Origin of the sequence: Gymnodinialimonas ulvae, from assembly GCF_037543845.1 — a bacterium.
Lineage (GTDB): Bacteria > Pseudomonadota > Alphaproteobacteria > Rhodobacterales > Rhodobacteraceae > Gymnodinialimonas > Gymnodinialimonas ulvae.
In genome coordinates, this window is sequence record NZ_JBBIFX010000001.1 from 425,859 (window position 1) to 444,001 (window position 18,143).

17 protein-coding genes and 2 tRNA genes are annotated in these 18,143 nt (G+C 62.4%); 13 read left to right on the forward strand and 6 right to left on the reverse strand.

Annotation, left to right across the window (positions count from 1 at the left end; all coding sequences use genetic code 11):
- Window positions 1-5: 5 nt before the first annotated feature.
- Window positions 6-1,364: a substrate-binding protein gene (locus tag V8J83_RS02075; protein ID WP_339982979.1), complete on the reverse strand. Its 1,359-nt coding sequence runs from the start codon at window positions 1,362-1,364 to the stop codon at window positions 6-8.
- 749 nt (window positions 1,365-2,113) lie between these two features.
- On the opposite strand from V8J83_RS02075, the gene V8J83_RS02080 reads away from it, so the two are divergent.
- The 8 genes from V8J83_RS02080 (at window position 2,114) to V8J83_RS02115 (ending at window position 11,072) form a co-directional block, all read left to right on the forward strand.
- The gene (locus V8J83_RS02080) at window positions 2,114-2,950 is read left to right on the forward strand and encodes a calcium-binding protein (RefSeq protein ID WP_339982981.1); all 837 of its coding nucleotides are present in this window, start codon (window positions 2,114-2,116) and stop codon (window positions 2,948-2,950) included.
- 277 nt (window positions 2,951-3,227) lie between these two features.
- Window positions 3,228-3,998, forward strand: coding sequence for a fumarylacetoacetate hydrolase family protein (locus V8J83_RS02085; protein ID WP_339982982.1), 771 nt, complete (start codon window positions 3,228-3,230; stop codon window positions 3,996-3,998).
- A 473-nt stretch (window positions 3,999-4,471) separates the two neighbouring features.
- Window positions 4,472-5,323, forward strand: a complete 852-nt coding sequence (locus V8J83_RS02090; protein WP_339982985.1) for a universal stress protein — start codon at window positions 4,472-4,474, stop codon at window positions 5,321-5,323.
- A gap of 119 nt (window positions 5,324-5,442) precedes the next feature.
- Window positions 5,443-6,414 (forward strand): Bug family tripartite tricarboxylate transporter substrate binding protein, encoded by a 972-nt coding sequence (locus tag V8J83_RS02095; protein WP_339982987.1) that lies wholly within the window; start codon window positions 5,443-5,445, stop codon window positions 6,412-6,414.
- Window positions 6,415-6,443: 29 nt separating this feature from the next.
- The gene (locus tag V8J83_RS02100; RefSeq protein ID WP_339982989.1) at window positions 6,444-6,947 is read left to right on the forward strand and encodes a tripartite tricarboxylate transporter TctB family protein; all 504 of its coding nucleotides are present in this window, start codon (window positions 6,444-6,446) and stop codon (window positions 6,945-6,947) included.
- Between the two features lie 31 nt (window positions 6,948-6,978).
- Entirely contained in the window at window positions 6,979-8,490 is a 1,512-nt protein-coding gene (locus V8J83_RS02105; RefSeq protein WP_339982991.1) for a tripartite tricarboxylate transporter permease, read from the forward strand.
- Between the two features lie 79 nt (window positions 8,491-8,569).
- Complete coding sequence (locus V8J83_RS02110) at window positions 8,570-10,081, forward strand: acyl--CoA ligase (RefSeq protein ID WP_339982993.1); 1,512 nt, start codon at window positions 8,570-8,572, stop codon at window positions 10,079-10,081.
- Window positions 10,082-10,091: 10 nt separating this feature from the next.
- Window positions 10,092-11,072 (forward strand): 2-dehydropantoate 2-reductase, encoded by a 981-nt coding sequence (locus V8J83_RS02115; protein WP_339982995.1) that lies wholly within the window; start codon window positions 10,092-10,094, stop codon window positions 11,070-11,072.
- A 283-nt stretch (window positions 11,073-11,355) separates the two neighbouring features.
- On the opposite strand, the gene V8J83_RS02120 is transcribed toward V8J83_RS02115, so the two are convergent.
- Window positions 11,356-11,430: transfer RNA gene (locus tag V8J83_RS02120), tRNA-Asn, on the reverse strand.
- Window positions 11,431-11,488: 58 nt separating this feature from the next.
- Window positions 11,489-12,370 carry an MBL fold metallo-hydrolase gene (locus V8J83_RS02125; RefSeq protein WP_339982998.1) on the reverse strand — a complete coding sequence of 294 codons (882 nt, stop codon included), beginning with the start codon at window positions 12,368-12,370 and terminating at the stop codon, window positions 11,489-11,491.
- 118 nt (window positions 12,371-12,488) lie between these two features.
- Between V8J83_RS02125 and V8J83_RS02130 the strand changes: the two genes are divergently transcribed.
- Both V8J83_RS02130 and V8J83_RS02135 read left to right on the forward strand, forming a co-directional pair.
- Window positions 12,489-13,796 carry an ATP-binding protein gene (locus V8J83_RS02130; RefSeq protein ID WP_439649747.1) on the forward strand — a complete coding sequence of 436 codons (1,308 nt, stop codon included), beginning with the start codon at window positions 12,489-12,491 and terminating at the stop codon, window positions 13,794-13,796.
- A 139-nt stretch (window positions 13,797-13,935) separates the two neighbouring features.
- Window positions 13,936-14,409 carry a hypothetical protein gene (locus V8J83_RS02135; RefSeq protein WP_339983001.1) on the forward strand — a complete coding sequence of 158 codons (474 nt, stop codon included), beginning with the start codon at window positions 13,936-13,938 and terminating at the stop codon, window positions 14,407-14,409.
- 37 nt (window positions 14,410-14,446) lie between these two features.
- Here the strand turns inward: V8J83_RS02135 and V8J83_RS02140 are convergent, their stop codons facing one another.
- Together V8J83_RS02140 and V8J83_RS02145 are read right to left on the reverse strand one after the other, a co-directional pair.
- Window positions 14,447-14,617 (reverse strand): hypothetical protein, encoded by a 171-nt coding sequence (locus tag V8J83_RS02140; RefSeq protein ID WP_339983002.1) that lies wholly within the window; start codon window positions 14,615-14,617, stop codon window positions 14,447-14,449.
- A gap of 161 nt (window positions 14,618-14,778) precedes the next feature.
- Window positions 14,779-14,855 (reverse strand) — tRNA-Ile (locus tag V8J83_RS02145).
- 124 nt (window positions 14,856-14,979) lie between these two features.
- Between V8J83_RS02145 and V8J83_RS02150 the strand changes: the two genes are divergently transcribed.
- Window positions 14,980-15,381 (forward strand): hypothetical protein, encoded by a 402-nt coding sequence (locus tag V8J83_RS02150; protein WP_339983005.1) that lies wholly within the window; start codon window positions 14,980-14,982, stop codon window positions 15,379-15,381.
- Here the strand turns inward: V8J83_RS02150 and V8J83_RS02155 are convergent.
- Window positions 15,337-16,329 carry a GT-B fold glycosyltransferase domain-containing protein gene (locus V8J83_RS02155; RefSeq protein WP_339983007.1) on the reverse strand — a complete coding sequence of 331 codons (993 nt, stop codon included), beginning with the start codon at window positions 16,327-16,329 and terminating at the stop codon, window positions 15,337-15,339. The two genes, V8J83_RS02150 and V8J83_RS02155, sit on opposite strands and share 45 nt — an antisense overlap.
- A 160-nt stretch (window positions 16,330-16,489) precedes the next feature.
- Between V8J83_RS02155 and purM the strand changes: the two genes are divergently transcribed.
- Both purM and purN read left to right on the forward strand, forming a co-directional pair.
- Window positions 16,490-17,539 carry a phosphoribosylformylglycinamidine cyclo-ligase gene (gene purM / locus V8J83_RS02160; protein WP_339983009.1) on the forward strand — a complete coding sequence of 350 codons (1,050 nt, stop codon included), beginning with the start codon at window positions 16,490-16,492 and terminating at the stop codon, window positions 17,537-17,539.
- Entirely contained in the window at window positions 17,536-18,129 is a 594-nt protein-coding gene (gene purN / locus V8J83_RS02165; RefSeq protein ID WP_339983012.1) for a phosphoribosylglycinamide formyltransferase, read from the forward strand. The genes purM and purN overlap by 4 nt, the downstream gene beginning before the upstream one ends.
- Window positions 18,130-18,143 lie beyond the last annotated feature (14 nt).

An 18,143-nucleotide genomic window follows, 5' to 3' on the forward strand; every position in this document is an offset into this window, starting at 1 on the left:
ACGCCTCAGGCGCCGGGGTTACAGGACCCAAGCTGACCTTCGACGAAGTCGGGGTGGTCGACCGGATAGGTGACGGCGTCACGCGGGGTGACTTCCACAACTTCCAGAAGGTCATACTCGTTTTCGGGGTTCTCTTTCCCGCGCACGACCAGCACATCCTTGAAGCACTGGTGATCGGCTGCACGATAAAGGGTCGGGCCATTGCCCAGACCGTCGAACTCGAAATCGGCGAGGGCTTCGTCGACACCGCAGGGGTTGAACGTCCCGGCGCGCGTCACGGCATCCGCATAAAGCAGCGTCTGCACGTAGCACGTATGGGCGGCCTGCGACGGCGGGAAGCCGTATTCGGTGCCGAAGGAACGCGTGAACGCCTGTGAGCCTTCGTCCTGCAGCGACCAGTGCCAGTTGGTGGAACCGTGGATGTTCGCAATCGCGGAGCCCGCACCCTGCGCCATCAGGCGCGAGAACAGCGGAACCACAACGGCGAAGTCCTTGTTGTTGGCGACCATGTCGCGCAAACCGAACTGCACCGCCTGCGTGAGCGAGTTGACCATGTCGCCACCGTAGTGGTTCAGGATCAGCACGTCCGCGCCCGAGTTCGCAACTGGCGTGAGGTACGACGAGAAGTCGCCCGCGCCCACCGGCGTCAGAACCGAGTTCACCGTCTCCCAGCCGAGGCCTTCGGTATAGGAACGGATCGAGCGTTCCTGGCTCCAGCCCCAGTTGTAGTCGGCGGTGAGGTGATAAGCCTTCCGGTCGCCGCCATAGAGGCCTTCCAAGATCGGTGCCAGAGCGCGGCCCGTCATCTCGGTGTTGAAGAAGTGACGGAAGCCATTGGCCCGGCGATCCTTGCCGGTGGTGTCATTGGCGTGGGTGAGACCCGCCATGAAGATCACGCCCGCATCCTGACACAAGCTTTGTACGGCCACGGCCACGCCGGAAGACGAGCCGCCGGTGATCATGATCGCGTTGTCGCGTTCGATCATCGAGCGTGCCGAAGCGCGTGCGGCGTCGGAGTTGGTCTGCGTGTCACCGGTCACATATTCGACGCGGCGGCCCAGAATGCCGGTGCCGTCGAGGTTGCGCTCGGAGAAGGTGTTGAGCATGCCGCCATCGCCTTCACCGTTGAGGTGGGCAACCGCGAGGCGGTAGGCGCGCAGCTCGTCCGCACCCTCATCGGCATAGGCGCCGGTTTGGGGCACGTTGAAGCCGAGTGTGACCGAGCCTTCGCCCGGCGCATTGGTGAAGCCGGTGTGGCCATCGGCCCAGACAGCACTTGTGAACAGCGTCGGCGTGGCCAGAGCGGCACCAGACGCGGCGCCAGCCTTAAGAACCCCGCGGCGCGAGACTTTCGAAAAACTCATGTATTCCTCCCATGATACGAGCGATCCCGCATCCTCCTGCGAAATCCCTCACCTTGACTATGGAGGACGAAACTTTTGCACTCCACTTTGGCGCGTTTGCGAAACATCGTTTTGTAAAAACCTTAACGGAATTTCAGGAAACCTGTAAAAATAACGTAATTTCAATTTCTTAAAGGGGTGAGCGCAGGAGCCGCACGGCTCTTGGGGGACTGGACCTTTCCGGTATGCCGGAATTGCGTTTTGCGTCCAGACCCGACGTCGACAGGTTTTCGCCACCGGATGGGCCACGATGTAGCCGCCCCTGTAACCGTGCAGGCATACCACGAGATTCCCGAAGTTCGACCCTCCGAAATGCACACGTTTCAGCGTTCGAGCCGCCCATATCAGCAGTTCTGGGTCGGGCCTCGGTCAGGTTAATTGGCCCGTTTGGCGTGCTGTCCCATCACGCGCAACCATCGTCGCACCCGCGCCGGTTGTAGGGCACAGAAAAAAGCTGCGTAAATAATTGCGGATGCGTCGAAGGTTTGCCCGGACATCGATGAAGCAAAAGTATCTAAGCTATCGGTAATTTGACAGATGCATGCGGTCCGCGCGTTACACCTGACCGGCGGATTTTATTCAATTCGATCTCTCACATTCTCTCCATGGGATGTGATTTTACAGCGTCAAGTTTGTCGCGTCTAAACCGCCCGGCGATCACGATTTCAATCCTTTTCCCTGATCCGTAACACATACAGGAGATATCCATTATGACCCCATCCCGTTCTTTCTTGAGTGTCCGCGAGCGTATTGCGGCTTGGCGCGCCGAGCAGGAGGCCCGTGCCCTTGAACAGGCAGAATCCAACAACGTTCAGACCCCGGCGAGCGGCACGGGTGAGCCCGAACTTCGCAGTGAGGTTGTCAGCAACTCGATCGAAGTCGTCGCAACACCCGGCGCGCAACCCGCGCCCGAAGCCCCGGCGGTCGAAGCCGCTGATGCGCCCGCAGGCCCGCAAATCATTCGTGTAACCCAGGATGGTGACGACGTCGCGGTGGAAGGTGACATCCCCGAAAACGCCGTCCTCGAGATCACCCAAGGTGGTACAGGAAACGCCGACCCTGATGGCCCACGCGTGATCATCGACTCGGTCTCAGAGCAGATCGAGCGCAATCCTCAACCCGAACCGGAGCCCGGCCTCCAACTCGAAGGTGGCGAGGGCCGCGACAACCTGCGCGGTGGCACCGGCGACGATGTGCTCAATGGCAACGGCGGGAACGACCGCTTGACCGGCGGTGACGGTGACGATGTCCTCGCGGGCGGAACGGGGCGCGACGTTCTCGACGGCGGCACGGGCGACGACACCTTCGTCTTCAACGAGGGTGATGGCTTTGACCGCATCCGCAATTTCGACCTGCTCGGCGATGATAAATTGCAGATCAGCGTCGATGGGATCGAAACGCTCGACGATTTCCTCGGCACCCTGACCCGGGTCCGCGATGCCGGCGATGCGGTATCCGCTACCTTCAATTTCGGTGACGGTGATCGCCTTAACATCGTACTCGACTCGGTGGACAGCCTGACATCCGAGGATTTCATTTTCGGCTAAATCAGGCCAGGCCCGGTGCTTTGCACTTCACCCTGTCTCGTCGCAGGGCACCGGGCCAGCACCCCTTTTGCTTGATGTCTCATTCGCCCGCCAAGGCACGCAATCTGCTGCAACAGTCGCTAGCGCCCGCGCCCGACTGGCCCCGTTCTCGGCAAAAGATGGCGCCGCAATCCCTCGTCAGAAAAGCGATTGCCTCCCCCTCGTAAAATGGAGAAACGTGGCCTCCAGCAAGGCAGATGGCGTTGGCCGTCGGTTTTTTCATGAAGGAGATGTCAGGATGAAATGGGCACGCGGACGACAGGGCGACGGCACCGACGTGACAGGTGTGCTTGCAGACGGCATGCTGCACCCGCGCGCCTCGCTGGGATCAGACGTAGCCACCGGCGAGCCGGTTGCACTGGATGAATTGACCCAACTGCCCCCCGTCGTGCCGGGTAAGTTCATCGGCCTTTGGAACAATTTCAAAGCGGCCGCCGAAAAGGGCGGCATGGCACATCCCGAGCATCCTTTGTACTTTTTCAAGGCCAACACCTCGGTCAGCGGCCCTGGCGCAGAGGTTGTGATGCCCGCGTCTGCCGGGCGCGTGGTGTTTGAGGGCGAGCTTGGGATCGTGATCGGGCAGACCTGCAAGAACATCTCCCCCGAGCAGGCCGATGCCGCCATATTCGGATACACCTGCATCAACGATTTCACGTCGCTGGATGTTCTGAATGCCGACCCGTCGTTCCCGCAATGGACCCGTGCCAAGAGCTTTGATGGCTTTGGCGTTGTCGGGCCGGTGATCGAGACGGACGTGGATTGGCGTCAGTTGACGATCACCGTGCTTGTCAACGACCGGGAGCGGCAGTCCTATCCCGCCGCGGACATGATCCTGTCGCCTGCGCAGATCGTCAGTTGCCTGTCCCGGGACATGACGCTCCATCCCGGCGACCTGATCGCCTGTGGCACGTCCATCGGCGCACGGCCGGTCAAGCCGGGCATGGCGGTTGATGTTGTGATCGAGGGGATCGGACGTGTCGGTGTGACGATGGCGGCGCCGCAAGCGTAGCGCGAACAGCCGCGCCGCCGCTGTGTATTCTGGCTGCTGCTGGAATGCTCTTGGCGGGCGGTTCTTGTCCTGATCCTTCGATAATAGGTGGGGACATTTGCTCTGCATGCCGTCCGGCGCAGGGGCGCTTGTTCGGCTCCGGGTCGTGAACCGGAGATGGGCAATTGCTCCCATCGCCCTCCGAATCTTCTACAGGAATTTTTCCAAACCGAACCCTGCGAGGGCCCAAACCCTGCATTTGTGCCGCAGACACGTCGGTATACCAAGGCGTACGAAAAAATATTTCTTAACAAGGGCTTAAAAACGAACGATAAAATGACTTGGTAAGTTTGTTGCGATGAAATCTCTGTTGACGAAATAATCGTGCGGCTATCTTAGTGCGGCACATCGGTGGTTGCCCCGGCGGAAACGCCACTCACTGGTCCATGAAACGGCTGCAGGACGCAGCGTAGGCGCAGCGGAGAGGTGATACGGTGATCAAATCAATCCTCGTCCCGGTGCGCGGTGATGGCATGGTCGCAACCGTTTTGGCCCATGCCGCAGAGCTTGCGAAGAAACACGATGCAACGGTTAACGTTGTTCATTGTCGGGCGCAGGCCAAGGATATGATGCCACATGGCATGCCCCTGAGTGATTTCGCCCGCAAGGTCATGATGGAGCAGGCCAGCGAGCTTGCGAACCAGCAGGAAGACCACCTGCGGCGGATTCTGCACCGCCTCGCTCGGGAATTCGGGCTAAACGACGATCCCGACGCACAAGGCGGCCTGCGCTGCACCTTCACCGAGGAAAAGGGCCGCATGGCCGACGTCGTCAAACATGCGGGGCGTCTGTCGGATATCATCGTGCTGCCAAAGCCTCAGCGCGAACGCAATCTGGGCCAAAGTTCATTGAAATCAGCGCTCTATGGGGCGGGTCGGCCTGTGCTGATCTGCCCGGGGCAATTGCAACCGGACGCTACTTTCGCGCAACACGTGGCGATTGGGTGGAACGGATCGCTGCCCGCCGCGCGGGCCGTCGCGTCCTCACTCGACATCATGCACCGCGCCGAGCGCATCAGCATCCTGACCGGGGGCAAGGTGCAGACCAGCGGACCGACCGAGAAAGAGTTGGTCGACTATTACGCGCATCGCGGTATCACCGCCGAAATCGTGCGCTTCGACGGCAAAGATCCCGCCACCGAGCTTCTGAAGACCTGCGAAAGCATCGGGGCCAGTCTGCTTGTTACCGGCGCCTACAGCCATAGCCACGAGACCGAGATGCTGTTCGGTGGCAACACGGAACGCATCGTCGACCGAACCGAAATGCCCATATTGATGGCGCATTAGACCCGCCTTGACCGACCAGGGCGCAACGGTGATCGGAGACACCTTAAATCGAAATCAGGCCGAAATTGAACCAATACGACCCGTCCACAGGAACGGACATCTTTAGGGAGGACTACATCATGAAACTTACCAAACGGCTTTTCCTTGGGCTGGCTGCAAGCAGCGCCCTTGCCACATTGCCCGTCTCTGCCACCGCGCAGGATTGGGAACCGACGCGCCCGGTCGATTTCACGATCATGGCCGGTGCTGGCGGTGGTGCGGACCAGATCGCGCGCTTCGTGCAATCCGTCGTCGAAGCGAACGACATGATGAACCGTCCCCTGATCCCGACGAACCGTGGCGGTGGGTCCGGTGCCGAGGCGTTGTTGCACCTCAATGAGGCGCGCGATGCCGATCACACGTTGATGGTGACGCTGAATTCCTTCTACACCACCCCGATCCGGCAAGATGGCCTGGGCGTCGATATCGAGACGTTCACGCCGATCACCATGATGGGCGTCGATCCTTTCGTTCTTTGGGTCCACACCGAGTCCGGCATCACCACCTTTGACGAATTCGTCGAAACGGTCCGCGAAATGGACGGCGAATACGTAATGGGCGGCACTGGTTCGGGTCAGGAAGACTCGATCGTCATCGCGTTCATGTCCTCGGCCTATGACCTTGACATCAACTACATTCCCTACGACGGCGGCGGCGCTGTGGCCCGCGACCTTGCGGGTCAGCAGATCATGGCCACGGTGAACAATCCCGCCGAGGCCAACGGCTTCTACGCGGCGGGCGATTTCGTTCCGCTTCTGGCCTTCTCGGACGAGCGGATGCCGGCCTACCCGGACGTGCCCACAATGCGCGAGCTGGGGCATGACTTCTCCTACTACAACCAGCGGGCCATTGTCGGCGCGCCGGGTATGTCGGACGAGGCCGCAGCCTACTACCGCGAGGTCTTCGGTCAGGTCTATGAAGGCGACGATTGGCAGGAATACCTTGCCTCCGAAAGCCTGTCGCCGCTGCCGATGGATGAGGCCGAGACGCGCGCCTATTGGGCCACGCAGGTCGAAACCCATCGCCAGCTTCTGGCCGACATCGACGGCTAGGGCTGTATCAAGGACGAAGGGGGGCAGGGATGCGCCAAGGTGAGATATCTCTCGCAGGGCTTCTTGCCCTCCTTTCTCTCTATCTGATGTGGAAGAGCACCGAGCTTCCCATCGGATACATCAGCGGGCAGGGCCCCGGCGGTGGCTTCTGGCCCTTCTGGTTGTCGTTCGGAATGCTGCTGAGCTGCGCGGCGATCGCGTGGAAATGGTGGCGCGGGCTTAGCCCCGCTTCGGCAACCGACGAGCCTTTGATGGATGGGTTTGGATGGCGCACGATCGCCCTTGTGGGCGGCGGTGTCGTGGGGTTCGTGGCCCTGATCCCGATCATCTCGATGTATGGCGCGATCTGCCTGTTTCTGGTCTATTACCTGCGCTTTCTGGGGCGGCATTCTTGGCTTTTGACGCTGACGATCGCCATCGTCCTTCCGATCGGGCTCTTCTTCTTTTTCGAGGGCGCGATGTACATCTCGATGCCGCAGGGCCTGCCGTTCACGCAGCCCTTCTTCGACATGATGTACGACATCATTTATTGACGCAGCCCCGCACCCCCCACCGAGGATCACCATGGAAATCTTCTCATTAATTGCCGACGGCGTGGGCACGGCGGTACAGCCGATCAACCTGATGCTGATCGTTGTCGGGGTGACCGTCGGGCTGTTCATCGGCGCGATGCCCGGGTTGGGATCGGTCAACGGGGTGGCGATCCTGTTGCCGGTGACGTTCCTTGTGCCGCCGGCATCCGCGATCATTTTCCTCGCCGCGATTTACTATGGCGCGATGTATGGCGGCGCGATTTCATCGGTGGCGCTTGGCATTCCCGGGGCCTCAACGGCCGTGGCGACCACGTTCGACGGGCGGCCATTGGCGCTTCAGGGCCGTGCGAGCCTCGCCCTGGTGACCGCGGCGCTTGCTTCCTTCGTCGGTGGCACGGTCGCCACGGTGTTCTTCAGCCTTTTCGCGCCGCTTCTGGCTGATGTGGCACTGTCTTTCGGACCACCGGAGATCTTTGCCCTGATGCTGCTGGCCTTCGCGACCTTCGTGGGCCTGGGCGGCGATGACATCCCCAAGACGATCTTCTCGATCTGCTTTGGCCTCGTGCTCGCGACGGTCGGGTTCGACACCATCTCCGGCGAGCCGCGTCTTGTTTTGTTTGACATCCAGGGTTTCCTGCGCGGGATTGGCTTTATCGTTCTGGCCATCGGCGTCTACGGCATTGGAGAGATGCTATGGACCATCGAACAAACCCGCGGCGAGGTCACCACAACCAATCCAAAGATGACCGCGCGCGGCCTTGTCTCCGACACCAAGGAGGCCGTGCGCAGGGGCTGGAAAGGCACATGGATCGGCTCGATCCTCGGCTTTTTCGTCGGCGTCCTGCCTGCGGCGGGGGCCACCCCGGGCTCGCTGATGGCCTACGGTGTGGCCAAGATGACCTCGCGCACGCCCGAGGAATATGGCCGTGGCTCTCCGGATGGCGTCGCCGCTCCGGAGGCTGCCAATAATTCGGCCTCTACCGGGTCCATGCTGCCGATGCTGACCCTCGGCATTCCCGGCTCGCCCACCACCGCGATCTTGCTTGGGGGCATGGTCATGTGGGGCCTGACGCCCGGCCCGCGCCTGTTCGTGGACGAAAGCGAATTCGTCTGGGGCCTGATCGGGTCATTCTATATCTCCAACCTCGTGGCGGTTCTGATCAACCTCGCGTTCATCCCGCTGTTCGTGTGGATGTTGCGGATGCCGTTCACGATCCTCGCGCCGCTGATCTTCGTGCTGTCGATCATCGGGGGCTTCGCCGCCTCGCGGAGCATGCATGATCTTTGGCTGATCGTGATCTTCGGCATCGCCGCATTCTTCATGCGCAAGTTTGACTACCCGCTGGCCCCCGCCGTTCTGGCCATCGTTCTTGGCCCTATCGCCGAGCCGACCTTGCGCCAATCGCTGTTGTTGTCCTCGGGCGATCCGTCGATCTTCTTCACCCGTCCCATCGCCGCGCCAATCATGGTGATCGCGATCATCTTGATCCTGTGGCCCGCCGTGAAGCTGATCCGGCGCAAGCGGCAGGCGGCCACGGACTGACACCTACCCAATAGACCCGAACTGCCCTATAGAGCGGCGCCACAACCCGCGCCCCCTTAGCGATACGGAAAGCGAGACCATGCACACACTTGAAGACCTGATCCAGCGGCACCCAGACGGCGCCAACGCCATCGGCGCACCCGGCCGTGACTGGATGACCTATGCCGATCTCAAGGCGCTCACCCAGGATGTGCGCAAGACTCTGCGCCGCGCCGGTATCAGCGCACAGGATCGTGTGGCGATTGTGCTGCCCAACGGGCCCGAGATGGCGGCGGCCTTTGTCGCGGTGGCGCAATCGGCCACCACCGCGCCCCTGAACCCGGCCTACAAGGAAGACGAATTCGCCTTCTATCTCGAAGATCTGAAGGCGTCCGCGATCATTGTCGAGGCGGGCTACGACGGACCCGCGCGCGCCGCTGCGAACCGCTTTGGCATGGGCGTGATCGAGTTGACCGCGACGGACCCTGCGGGCAGTTTCACGCTCTCCACCGATATGGAAGGCAGCGCGCCCGAGGCTGCCCCCGCCGCCGATGATGTCGCCTTGATCCTGCACACATCCGGCACGACATCGCGGCCCAAGATCGTGCCACTCCTGCAATCCAACGTGGCGGCGTCTGCCGAGAACATTCGCGCTTCGCTGGCCCTGACGCCCGACGATTGCTGCCTCAACGTCATGCCGCTGTTTCACATCCACGGCCTGATTGCCGCGGTCAGCGCATCGCTCGCCGCCGGTGCCTCGATCAGCTGCGCGCCGGGATTTGATGCGCTCAAGTTCTACGGCTGGCTCGAAGGGGTGGACCCCAGCTGGTACACCGCCGTTCCGACCATGCACCAGGCCATCCTTGCCCGCGCGCCGCGCAATGCCGAGATCATCAAAAACGCCCGCCTGCGCCTGTTGCGTTCGTCGTCGTCGTCCTTGCCGGGGCCGGTCATGACACAATTGGCCGAGACCTTCGGCGCGCCCGTGGTCGAAGCCTACGGCATGACCGAAGCGGCCCACCAGATGTGCTGCAATCCGATCGAGCCCGGCCGCCAGAAACCTGGCGCTGTGGGTCTCGCTGCAGGCCCTGAGGTGCGCATCGCACACGAGGTCGAGGACCGCCTAATCGATGGTGTCGGCGAAGTCTCCATCTCTGGGCCCAACGTAACGCCCGGCTATGAGGCCAACCCGGAAGCCAATGAGAAGAACTTCTTCGAGGCCGAGGGCAAGCGCTGGTTCCGCACCGGCGACCAGGGCATGTTCGATGCCGATGGGTTCCTGTCCTTGACTGGCCGCCTGAAGGAAATCATAAACCGCGGCGGCGAGAAAATCAGCCCGCTTGAGGTCGATGGCGTATTGTCCGACCATCCCGCTGTCGGCCAATGCGTGACCTTCGCCGTCCCCCACGACAAACTGGGCGAAGACGTCGCCGCAGCCGTGGTTCTGAAGGAGGGACAATCGGCCACCGACCGTGAGATCCGCGATTTCGCGTCCGAGCGTCTCGCGGCCTTCAAAGTGCCGCGCAAGGTCCTGATCCTCGATGAGATCCCGAAGGGCGCGACGGGCAAGTTGCAACGCATCGGGCTGGCCGAGAAACTGGGTCTGGGGTGAGGGAAAAGCCATGAAAATCTGCATTTTCGGCGCAGGCGCCATCGGCGGCTACATGGGCGCAAAATTGGCTCAGGCGGGCGCGGACGTCAGCCTCGTGGCTCGTGGCCCGCACCTCAAGGCGATGCGCGAAAACGGCCTGCGCCTGATCGAGGAGGCGGGCGAGACGACGGTGCCCGTCACCGCCTCGGACAATGCCGCCGATCTTGGGCCGCAGGATTACGTGATCGTCACGCTCAAGGCCCATTCGGTCCCCGCCGTCGTCCCGCATATGCAGCCGCTCATCGGCGAGAACACCACCATCGTTTCGGGCGTCAATGGCGTACCGTGGTGGTATTTCCACAACCTGGGCGGACCGTTCGACGGCACCCGCCTGGGGACCGTGGACCCCGGCAATGCGCAATGGGACGGCTTCGGACCGGACCGCGTGTTGGGCTGCGTCGTCTATCCGGCGGCGGAGGTGGTCGAGCCCGGTGTCGTGAAGCACATCGAAGGCAATCGGTTCTCCCTGGGTGAGCCTGACGGGTCGAAATCCGAGCGCGCGCTGGCTTTGTCCAAAGCCCTCGGTGCTGCTGGCCTCAAGGCCCCGGTACGCCCGAAAATCCGCGATGAGATCTGGGTGAAGCTCTGGGGCAACCTGTCTTTCAACCCGATCTCGGCGCTGACCCATGCCACTCTCGATGTACTGTGCACCGAGCCCGGCACCCGCGACGTTGCACGCAACATGATGCTGGAGGCGCAGACGATTGCCGAGAAGCTTGGCGTCAAATTTCCCATCGACGTGGACCGCCGTATCCAGGGCGGCGCCGATGTTGGCGCGCACCGTACGTCGATGCTGCAGGATCTGGACCAAGGCCGCCCGATGGAAATCGATGCCCTCGTAGGCGCCGTGAAAGAGCTCGGTCGCGTGACCGACACACCAACGCCGACCATCGACACGGTTCTTGCCCTGATCGCCCTTCGCGGGAAAACGGCAGGGCTTTACGGCAGCTGATATCGATGTGGTGCCGCGTCGCAGGGCGCTTAGATCTGCGGTCGGACGCACGGAATTCCGCCCGTGATACGACAGAGCCTCGACAACGTCCAACGATAGACGCCTACCTTGAGCGGCGGGAGGCTTTGGCGCGACTTGCGAGACACAGATACTTGCAATTTGTCACAAGGCCCTGCGGCGGTTGGATTGAACGCTGCGGCACTTGCAGGTTCTGCATGCGCAACAAGCCTCGCCGCAATGAGCATGCGTTGCCGCTTACCTCTTCAATCTCATATGGAAAAATTGGCTCCGGCGGTAGGGATCGAACCTACGACCAATTGATTAACAGTCAACTGCTCTACCGCTGAGCTACGCCGGAACTGAGGGCGCGTATAGCAAGGCGGTTTTGGGGCGTCCAGTGGGGGAATTGGAAAATTTCATCCGGCTTGGAATGATGTGTCCGCCGTGATCGGGCCGGTGGTGGTGATCTGGCCGCGCTGGGACAGATCGATCAGGTGGGCCAAGACATTTCGGGCCGCCGCCGGACGCAATTCCGGGGCCACGTCGGTGTAGATCTGCGCGGCGAGGTCTTCCGCGTTTGCCGGGCCCAACGCAGCCAGCGCTTGTAGGATTTGTGCTTCGCGGCCTCGGCGGTGCTCCAAAAGCGCTTTGCAACGCGCGCGGGGGGTGGTCACGGCGGCGCCGTGGCCGGGCAGGAACAGCCGGTCGTCCCGCTGCGCCAGCCGCTCGACCGAGGCGAAAAACGCGCTCATGTCGCCATCGGGCGGTGACACCAGCGAGGTCGACCATTCCATCACCAGATCGCCCGAAAACAGGACATCGTTCCACGCAAAGCTGAGGTGGTTGGCCATGTGGCCGGGCGTTTCCAGTACGTCGATCTCGCCCCAGGAGCCGGAGATGCGATCGCCCTCCGCGATCTGTTCGTCTGGGGCGAATGTTGCGTCCACCCCCTCGCCGCCGCCGAGGGTTCCGGTCTCGGCCAGCGCCTGCATCACGTCGCTGCGGCCCCAGTCCGACGGACCTGCCGCTAAAACCTTGGCGCCGGTTGTGGCTGACAAAGGTGCGGCAAGCGGCGCGTGGTCGAGGTGGGAATGGGTGACCAGAATGCCCGCGATCCGTTCGCCCGGTGCAAGAGCTGCGAGAATCGCATCGTGATGGATGTCGGACAAGGGGCCGGGGTCGATGATCACGATGTCCCCCTCGCCCAGTAGGTAGGTCTGCGTGCCGGTGAACGTCATTGGCGATGGATTGGGTGCGGTGATCCGGCGCAAGCCAGGTTGCAGAACGTCGACTGACAAGGAAACGGACCTCCGCGTTCGAACGGCCGCAGGCGCGGCGCGTGCGCGACGGAGTATATGGGCCCTGTCGTACGCGTCAAACCTGTCGCGCCGGGGCAGGAACCGGGTATAGGGGGGCATGCGATTGGAGAACTTGATCAAATCCATCCTCCCCCGCGGCCTTTACGGGCGCGCTGCGTTGATCTTGATCGTGCCGGTGGTGACGATCCAACTGGTTGTCAGTTCGGTCTTCCTTCAACGGCATTTTGAAGACGTCGCGGCCCAATTGACACGCGCCCTGAGCCTTGATCTGAACCTGATCCTGCGCACGTGGGAGACAGAAGGCGAAGCGGCCGCGCTTGCGATGGCCAACGAGCTTGAAATCAGCGTTGGCGCGCCACGTTTCGATGGCGGTACGCATCTGTATTTCTACGATATTTCCGGGATCACCGTGATCGCGGTGCTGGAGCGCGTCCTTCCGGGGTTTGCAGGGGTCGATCTGAAAAGCAACGAAAGCGAGGTCGAAATCTTGGTGGACCGGGGGCAAGGGGCGCCGGTCGCCTTCACGGCCTCGCGGCGGCGGGTGTCATCGCGCGCGCCGCACCAATTGCTGGTGATCATGGTGGCGACCGGCATCCTCATGACGATGGTGGCCTACCTGTTCCTGCGCAACCAACTGCGCCCGATCCGGCGTCTGGCGGGCGCGGCAGAGGCGTTCGGCAAGGGGCGCCCGGTGAAGTATTACCCGTCGGGGGCGACCGAGGTGCGCTCGGCCGGGCGTGCGTTTCTGGACATGCGCGCGCGGATCGAGGGGCATATGGAGCAGCGCACGTTGATGCTGTCCGGGGTCAGCCATGACCTGCGCACGCCGTTGACGCGGATGCGTCTGGCGCTTGGGATGATGGACGAAGGACCGGATCGTGAGGACCTGACCCGCGATGTCGAAGAGATGGAAGCGTTATTGAACACCTTCCTCGATTTCGTGCGGGGCGATGCGTTGGATGATCCGAAGCCGGGCGATCCGGTGGCACTGGCGACGCGGGTGGCTGAAAATGCGCGGCGCGGCGGGGCGCGGGTTGACCTAATTCTGCCCGATGCAGCCGAAGACGTGCAGCTGCGTCCGGTGGCGATCCAGCGCGCGCTGATGAACCTTGTCTCGAACGCGTTGCGCTATGGCAAAACGGCACGGCTGACGGTGACGCTTTTGGAGCGCACGCTGCAGTTCACGGTGGAAGATGACGGGCCAGGGATCCCACGGGACCGGCGCGCCGATGCACTGCGCCCGTTCATCCGGCTTGACGCCGCACGCAACCAGAACCAAGGCTCGGGCGTCGGCCTGGGGCTTGCGATTGCCGACGATATCGCGCGGCGGCATGGCGGCACCCTTACGCTTGGCGACAGTGCGGCGCTTGGGGGATTGCGGGTGGATCTGACGCTCCCACGCTGACCTGTCTTTTTGGCTATGCTTTGCGCGCCGCAGGTCAACCGAACCGGGCCGGACCTGAGTCATTGGCTTGACCCGGTGCAACTAAGCCCGCTTTACTCAAGGTGTTGATAGGTTTCACATTTTATGAAGGAAATGCCTCATGCGCATCAAAACCCTGACCCTTGCCGCCCTGTTTACGCTGTCCGGCGCCGCGCTGGCCTCTGCGCAACAATGCCCGGCGCTCGGCTCGACCGGCGCTGTGGTTGAGGTTGACGGATCGCAGTTGAACCGTGGCATCCGCACCGAAGTCATCGCAGGCACGCAGATCGACGCGTGGGACTGTCAGCGGTTCTACATGGTCGGATACGTGAACGTCGCGCCGACCCTGACGATGCGTCTGAGCAATGCCGGATCGCGGGGGGTGGAAGTGATTGCGGAAAGCGATTGTGATCCGACGCTCTTGATCGAGACGCCAAACGGCCAGATAGCGTTTGACGACGACAATTACGACATCGGTCGTGGCCTTGATCCGGCGATTCCACTGCCTGCGATGGGCGATGGGACCTACAACATTTGGGTCGGGTCCTACCGCAATAGCTATTGCCTGACCACATTGCGCATCCGCTACCGCTGAGCGACAGCGCCGTTAGAAAAGCCCATGTTGGCGCAGCTTAACCGCGATGCTGCGCCAGCAAGGCGCGCGTGGCCTGAACCGCCAGTTTTTCGTGTGCATCTGCACGCGCACGGCGTGTGTCGCCACCGATCCAATCCGCCCCGGCACGGTCTATTGCGCGCGCTGAGGCGTGGTCCAACATGAACATGACAAGTTTGATGTGCTTCATTTTGGCACCCTCCTAGGCATATGAGGGTCGTTCGGTAAGCTGAATATCCGATGAAGATGCCCATCTGGTCCAGCCCGCTCACACGCATGTGTCCCGAAACCCGGCCAGATTGCCAAAAAAATGACCGCATCTGCGGATCTGCGCGGCATGTTGGGGAAGGATGGTAGGCCCGGCAGGACTTGAACCCGCAACCAAAGCGTTATGAGCGCTCTGCTCTAACCAATTGAGCTACAGGCCCCCGTTTTGCCGCGCCAGACGTAGCAGAGCCACAGGCCGGTGGGAAGCGGTGGCGGTGCGTTGCACAGCCGCGCCCGATCCTTTACCCCCGGCAGGCGCATATTTTCCCTGATCCGAGGTCGCCCATGCCACCGCTTGCCTTGATTGCCCTGCGCTATCTCGCGTGGCTCATCGGGCTGCGCATCCTCTACGTTGGCCTTCTTGCGCTGACCGGGGTTCCTAACACACCGGCCACAATTGTGATCCTTGCCGCCGTGCCTGCGGTCGAGATCGGCATATATACCAGGCGGCGCGCGGCGGAGGCGATCGACCTGGGTGGATGGGTGCGGATCTGGGCGGTGATGGTCGCGGTCTACGCGGTGGTGAACGTAGGCCTTCCTGCCCTGCTGATGCCGCAGTTTCAGGCCGCCGTGGTGGCGGGGCAGGGCCTTGGCAATCTGTTGATCATCACGGCAAGTGCGGTGGTGATGCTGGCGCTGTTTTTATGGATTGGCAGCCGTGCGGGGGGCGGTGGCGGCAAGGCCTGAAGCCACCATGGTCTGTCGAAGCGCCTCGATATGGTGCTTCATCCGCTTGCGTTTCGCGTGGGCTCCAAAGGCATCGAGAAACGCTTCGGGTGCGTCCGTCCCGTGCAGTTCAACCAATCGCTCCAAAGCCTGACGTCCATGGGTGCGATGGGCCCAGAGCACGCCAAGCCGATGGTAGTGCACGATCTTCTGCCGGATGGCATCGGCGTCACCGAATCCCTGAATGTTGAAATTCATGTGCTGCGACAAGGCCTTGACCGGTGCACCGCGCAGATATCCAAGGATGGGAAGGGTGAATTGGTCGATGTTGGAACGGGCGTAGTCGCGCTGCACTTCGCGTTCGAAATATATCGCCGCCGCGAGCCAATCGCTGCCGATTTGGGTGGGATGGCCATCGTCGGTGCGTTCGCGGAAAACCACCACGCCTGCATTGAAATAGGGGTAGGACACGATCCGCCGCCCGCCATTGTACCGCACACGATCGGTCGTCGGCTCCAGCCCGAATGTTTCGTAAAAGGCGGCCCAATCCGCGTCGCTGCCGACGGAGGCGGCGTAGTCCGAGACGCAGGCCGCGATATGAGCCTCGCCCAGTTCCGCTTCGAAATCCACCGGCGCGGCGAGGATGGTGTCGGTATCGAGAAAGACGGAGATGTCGCAATCGCGCGGGCAGGCGGCGGCGAGGATCTTGTTGCCATGCGGGTAGGGCGCGGCCCAGGGGGCGTGCCCGCCGTTGGTGCCGGGTATGTCGCGCAATTCCACGTCCGAGGCCATCAGAATGTCGAGGGTCAGCGGATCGAGCGCCGCGCGGTAATCCTCGCGGACATAGGCCACCGTGCGCTGATGAGCGGCCAGGTGTTGCTTCAAACTGGGCGCAAGCAGGCAGGCCTGCGCTTCAAGCCGCGCGCCATCGACGATGAAGAAGATCTCGGTTTTCCGACCGTTTGCCATGGACTGCCCCGTGGTCTTATTGTTGCAATTTTCGAAACGATAGCCCGCCAATTTGTCTAAAATTGGGCGGAATGCGCGATGGTGGTGGGGGTGGTGCATGGACCTCCTGCGCGGGTGCTGCTAACGCACGCGCATCGGTCGCATTCGGGGGATATTCGCGATGACTGACGATGGAAAACCGGCACTGACCTATGCGCAGGCAGGTGTCGATATCGGCGCGGGAAACGCTTTGGTCGACCGGATCAAACCCGCCGCAGCCGCCACGAAACGGCCCGGCGTCATGGCTGGCCTTGGCGGGTTCGGTGCGCTGTTTGACCTCAAGGCGGCGGGGTACGACGATCCGGTTCTGGTGGCCGCGACCGATGGGGTGGGCACCAAGCTCAAGATCGCGATCGACACCGGCCATTTCAACACGATCGGCGTCGATCTGGTGGCGATGTGCGTTAATGATCTGGTGTGTCAGGGGGCGGAGCCGCTGTTTTTCCTCGACTATTTCGCCACTGGCAAGCTTGAGGTCGAGGCCGCCGCCACCATCGTGGAAGGCATCGCGAAGGGATGCGCCGAGAGCGGCTGCGCGCTGATCGGGGGCGAGACGGCGGAAATGCCCGGCATGTACGCGCCGGGCGATTTCGATCTTGCAGGCTTTGCGGTCGGAGCCGTGGATCGCGGCGCGACCTTGCCGGAAAATGTGGCCGAGGGCGATGTGCTGCTGGGACTTGGCTCGGACGGGGTGCATTCAAACGGCTATTCGCTGGTCCGGCGTGTGGTGGAGCGCACGGGCCTTGGCTGGGACGCGCCCGCGCCGTTTGCGCAAGCCTCGCTTGGGGCGGCCTTGCTCGCGCCGACGCGGCTTTACGTCAAACCGGTGCTGAGCGCGATCCGCGCGGGCGGGGTGCATGGGCTGGCGCATATCACCGGCGGCGGGTTGACCGAGAACCTGCCGCGGGTGGTGCCCGAGGGGCTTGGCGTGTCGGTTGATCTGTCGGCCTGGCCGTTGCCGCCGGTTTTCGGCTGGCTCAGCCAGGAAGGCGGGTTGGATCAGGCAGAGATGCTCAAGACGTTCAACGCCGGGATCGGTATGGTTCTGGTGGTCGCCCCCGATGCGGCGGAAACGCTCAGCGCGCAGCTCAGCTCCGAGGGTGAACAAGTGTTCCGCATCGGCACTGTGACGACCGGCGCAGGCGTGCGCTACTCAGGACAGCTTGCGTGAGCAAACGCGTCGCGATCCTGATTTCCGGCGGTGGGTCGAATATGGTGGCGCTGGCCCGTTCGATGCATGGCGATCACCCGGCGCGGCCCTGCGTGGTGGTGTCGAACCGGCCTGATGCGACCGGGTTGGAGCGCGCCGCAGCGATGGGCATTCCGGCCATTTGCGTCGACCACCGCCCCTTTGCGGCTGACCGTCCGGCCTTTGAGGACGCGCTGCAGACGGCGCTGGCGGGTTACGCGCCCGACATGATCTGCCTTGCGGGATTCATGCGGGTGCTGACGGCGGGGTTTGTGGGGCAATGGGCGGGGCGTATGCTCAACATCCATCCTTCTTTATTGCCGAAATACAAAGGCTTGAACACCCATGCGCGCGCGATCGAAGCCGGTGACGCAGAGGCGGGATGTTCTGTTCATGAGGTGACGCCTGCGCTTGATGATGGCCCTGTTCTGGGCCAAGCGCGGGTCCCGATCGAGCCTGGTGACACGCCCGAACGCCTGGCTGCGCGGATCCTGCCGCTTGAACATCAGCTTTACCCCGAGGTTCTGCGCCGGTTTGTCGCCGGGGATCGCAGGCCGGTGCGTCTTCCCTGAGCCGAAACGGGCGA

Bases quoted from the DNA above. Each gene is read 5' to 3' on its own strand.
- V8J83_RS02075 (WP_339982979.1), bottom strand. From the start codon at position 1,364: ATGAGTTTTTCGAAAGTCTCGCGCCGCGGGGTTCTTAAGGCTGGCGCC.
- V8J83_RS02080 (WP_339982981.1), top strand. From the start codon at position 2,114: ATGACCCCATCCCGTTCTTTCTTGAGTGTCCGCGAGCGTATTGCGGCT.
- V8J83_RS02085 (WP_339982982.1), top strand. From the start codon at position 3,228: ATGAAATGGGCACGCGGACGACAGGGCGACGGCACCGACGTGACAGGT.
- V8J83_RS02095 (WP_339982987.1), top strand. From the start codon at position 5,443: ATGAAACTTACCAAACGGCTTTTCCTTGGGCTGGCTGCAAGCAGCGCC.
- V8J83_RS02100 (WP_339982989.1), top strand. From the start codon at position 6,444: ATGCGCCAAGGTGAGATATCTCTCGCAGGGCTTCTTGCCCTCCTTTCT.
- V8J83_RS02105 (WP_339982991.1), top strand. From the start codon at position 6,979: ATGGAAATCTTCTCATTAATTGCCGACGGCGTGGGCACGGCGGTACAG.
- V8J83_RS02110 (WP_339982993.1), top strand. From the start codon at position 8,570: ATGCACACACTTGAAGACCTGATCCAGCGGCACCCAGACGGCGCCAAC.
- V8J83_RS02115 (WP_339982995.1), top strand. From the start codon at position 10,092: ATGAAAATCTGCATTTTCGGCGCAGGCGCCATCGGCGGCTACATGGGC.
- V8J83_RS02130 (WP_439649747.1), top strand. From the start codon at position 12,489: ATGCGATTGGAGAACTTGATCAAATCCATCCTCCCCCGCGGCCTTTAC.
- V8J83_RS02135 (WP_339983001.1), top strand. From the start codon at position 13,936: ATGCGCATCAAAACCCTGACCCTTGCCGCCCTGTTTACGCTGTCCGGC.
- V8J83_RS02140 (WP_339983002.1), bottom strand. From the start codon at position 14,617: ATGAAGCACATCAAACTTGTCATGTTCATGTTGGACCACGCCTCAGCG.
- V8J83_RS02150 (WP_339983005.1), top strand. From the start codon at position 14,980: ATGCCACCGCTTGCCTTGATTGCCCTGCGCTATCTCGCGTGGCTCATC.
- V8J83_RS02155 (WP_339983007.1), bottom strand. From the start codon at position 16,329: ATGGCAAACGGTCGGAAAACCGAGATCTTCTTCATCGTCGATGGCGCG.
- purM (WP_339983009.1), top strand. From the start codon at position 16,490: ATGACTGACGATGGAAAACCGGCACTGACCTATGCGCAGGCAGGTGTC.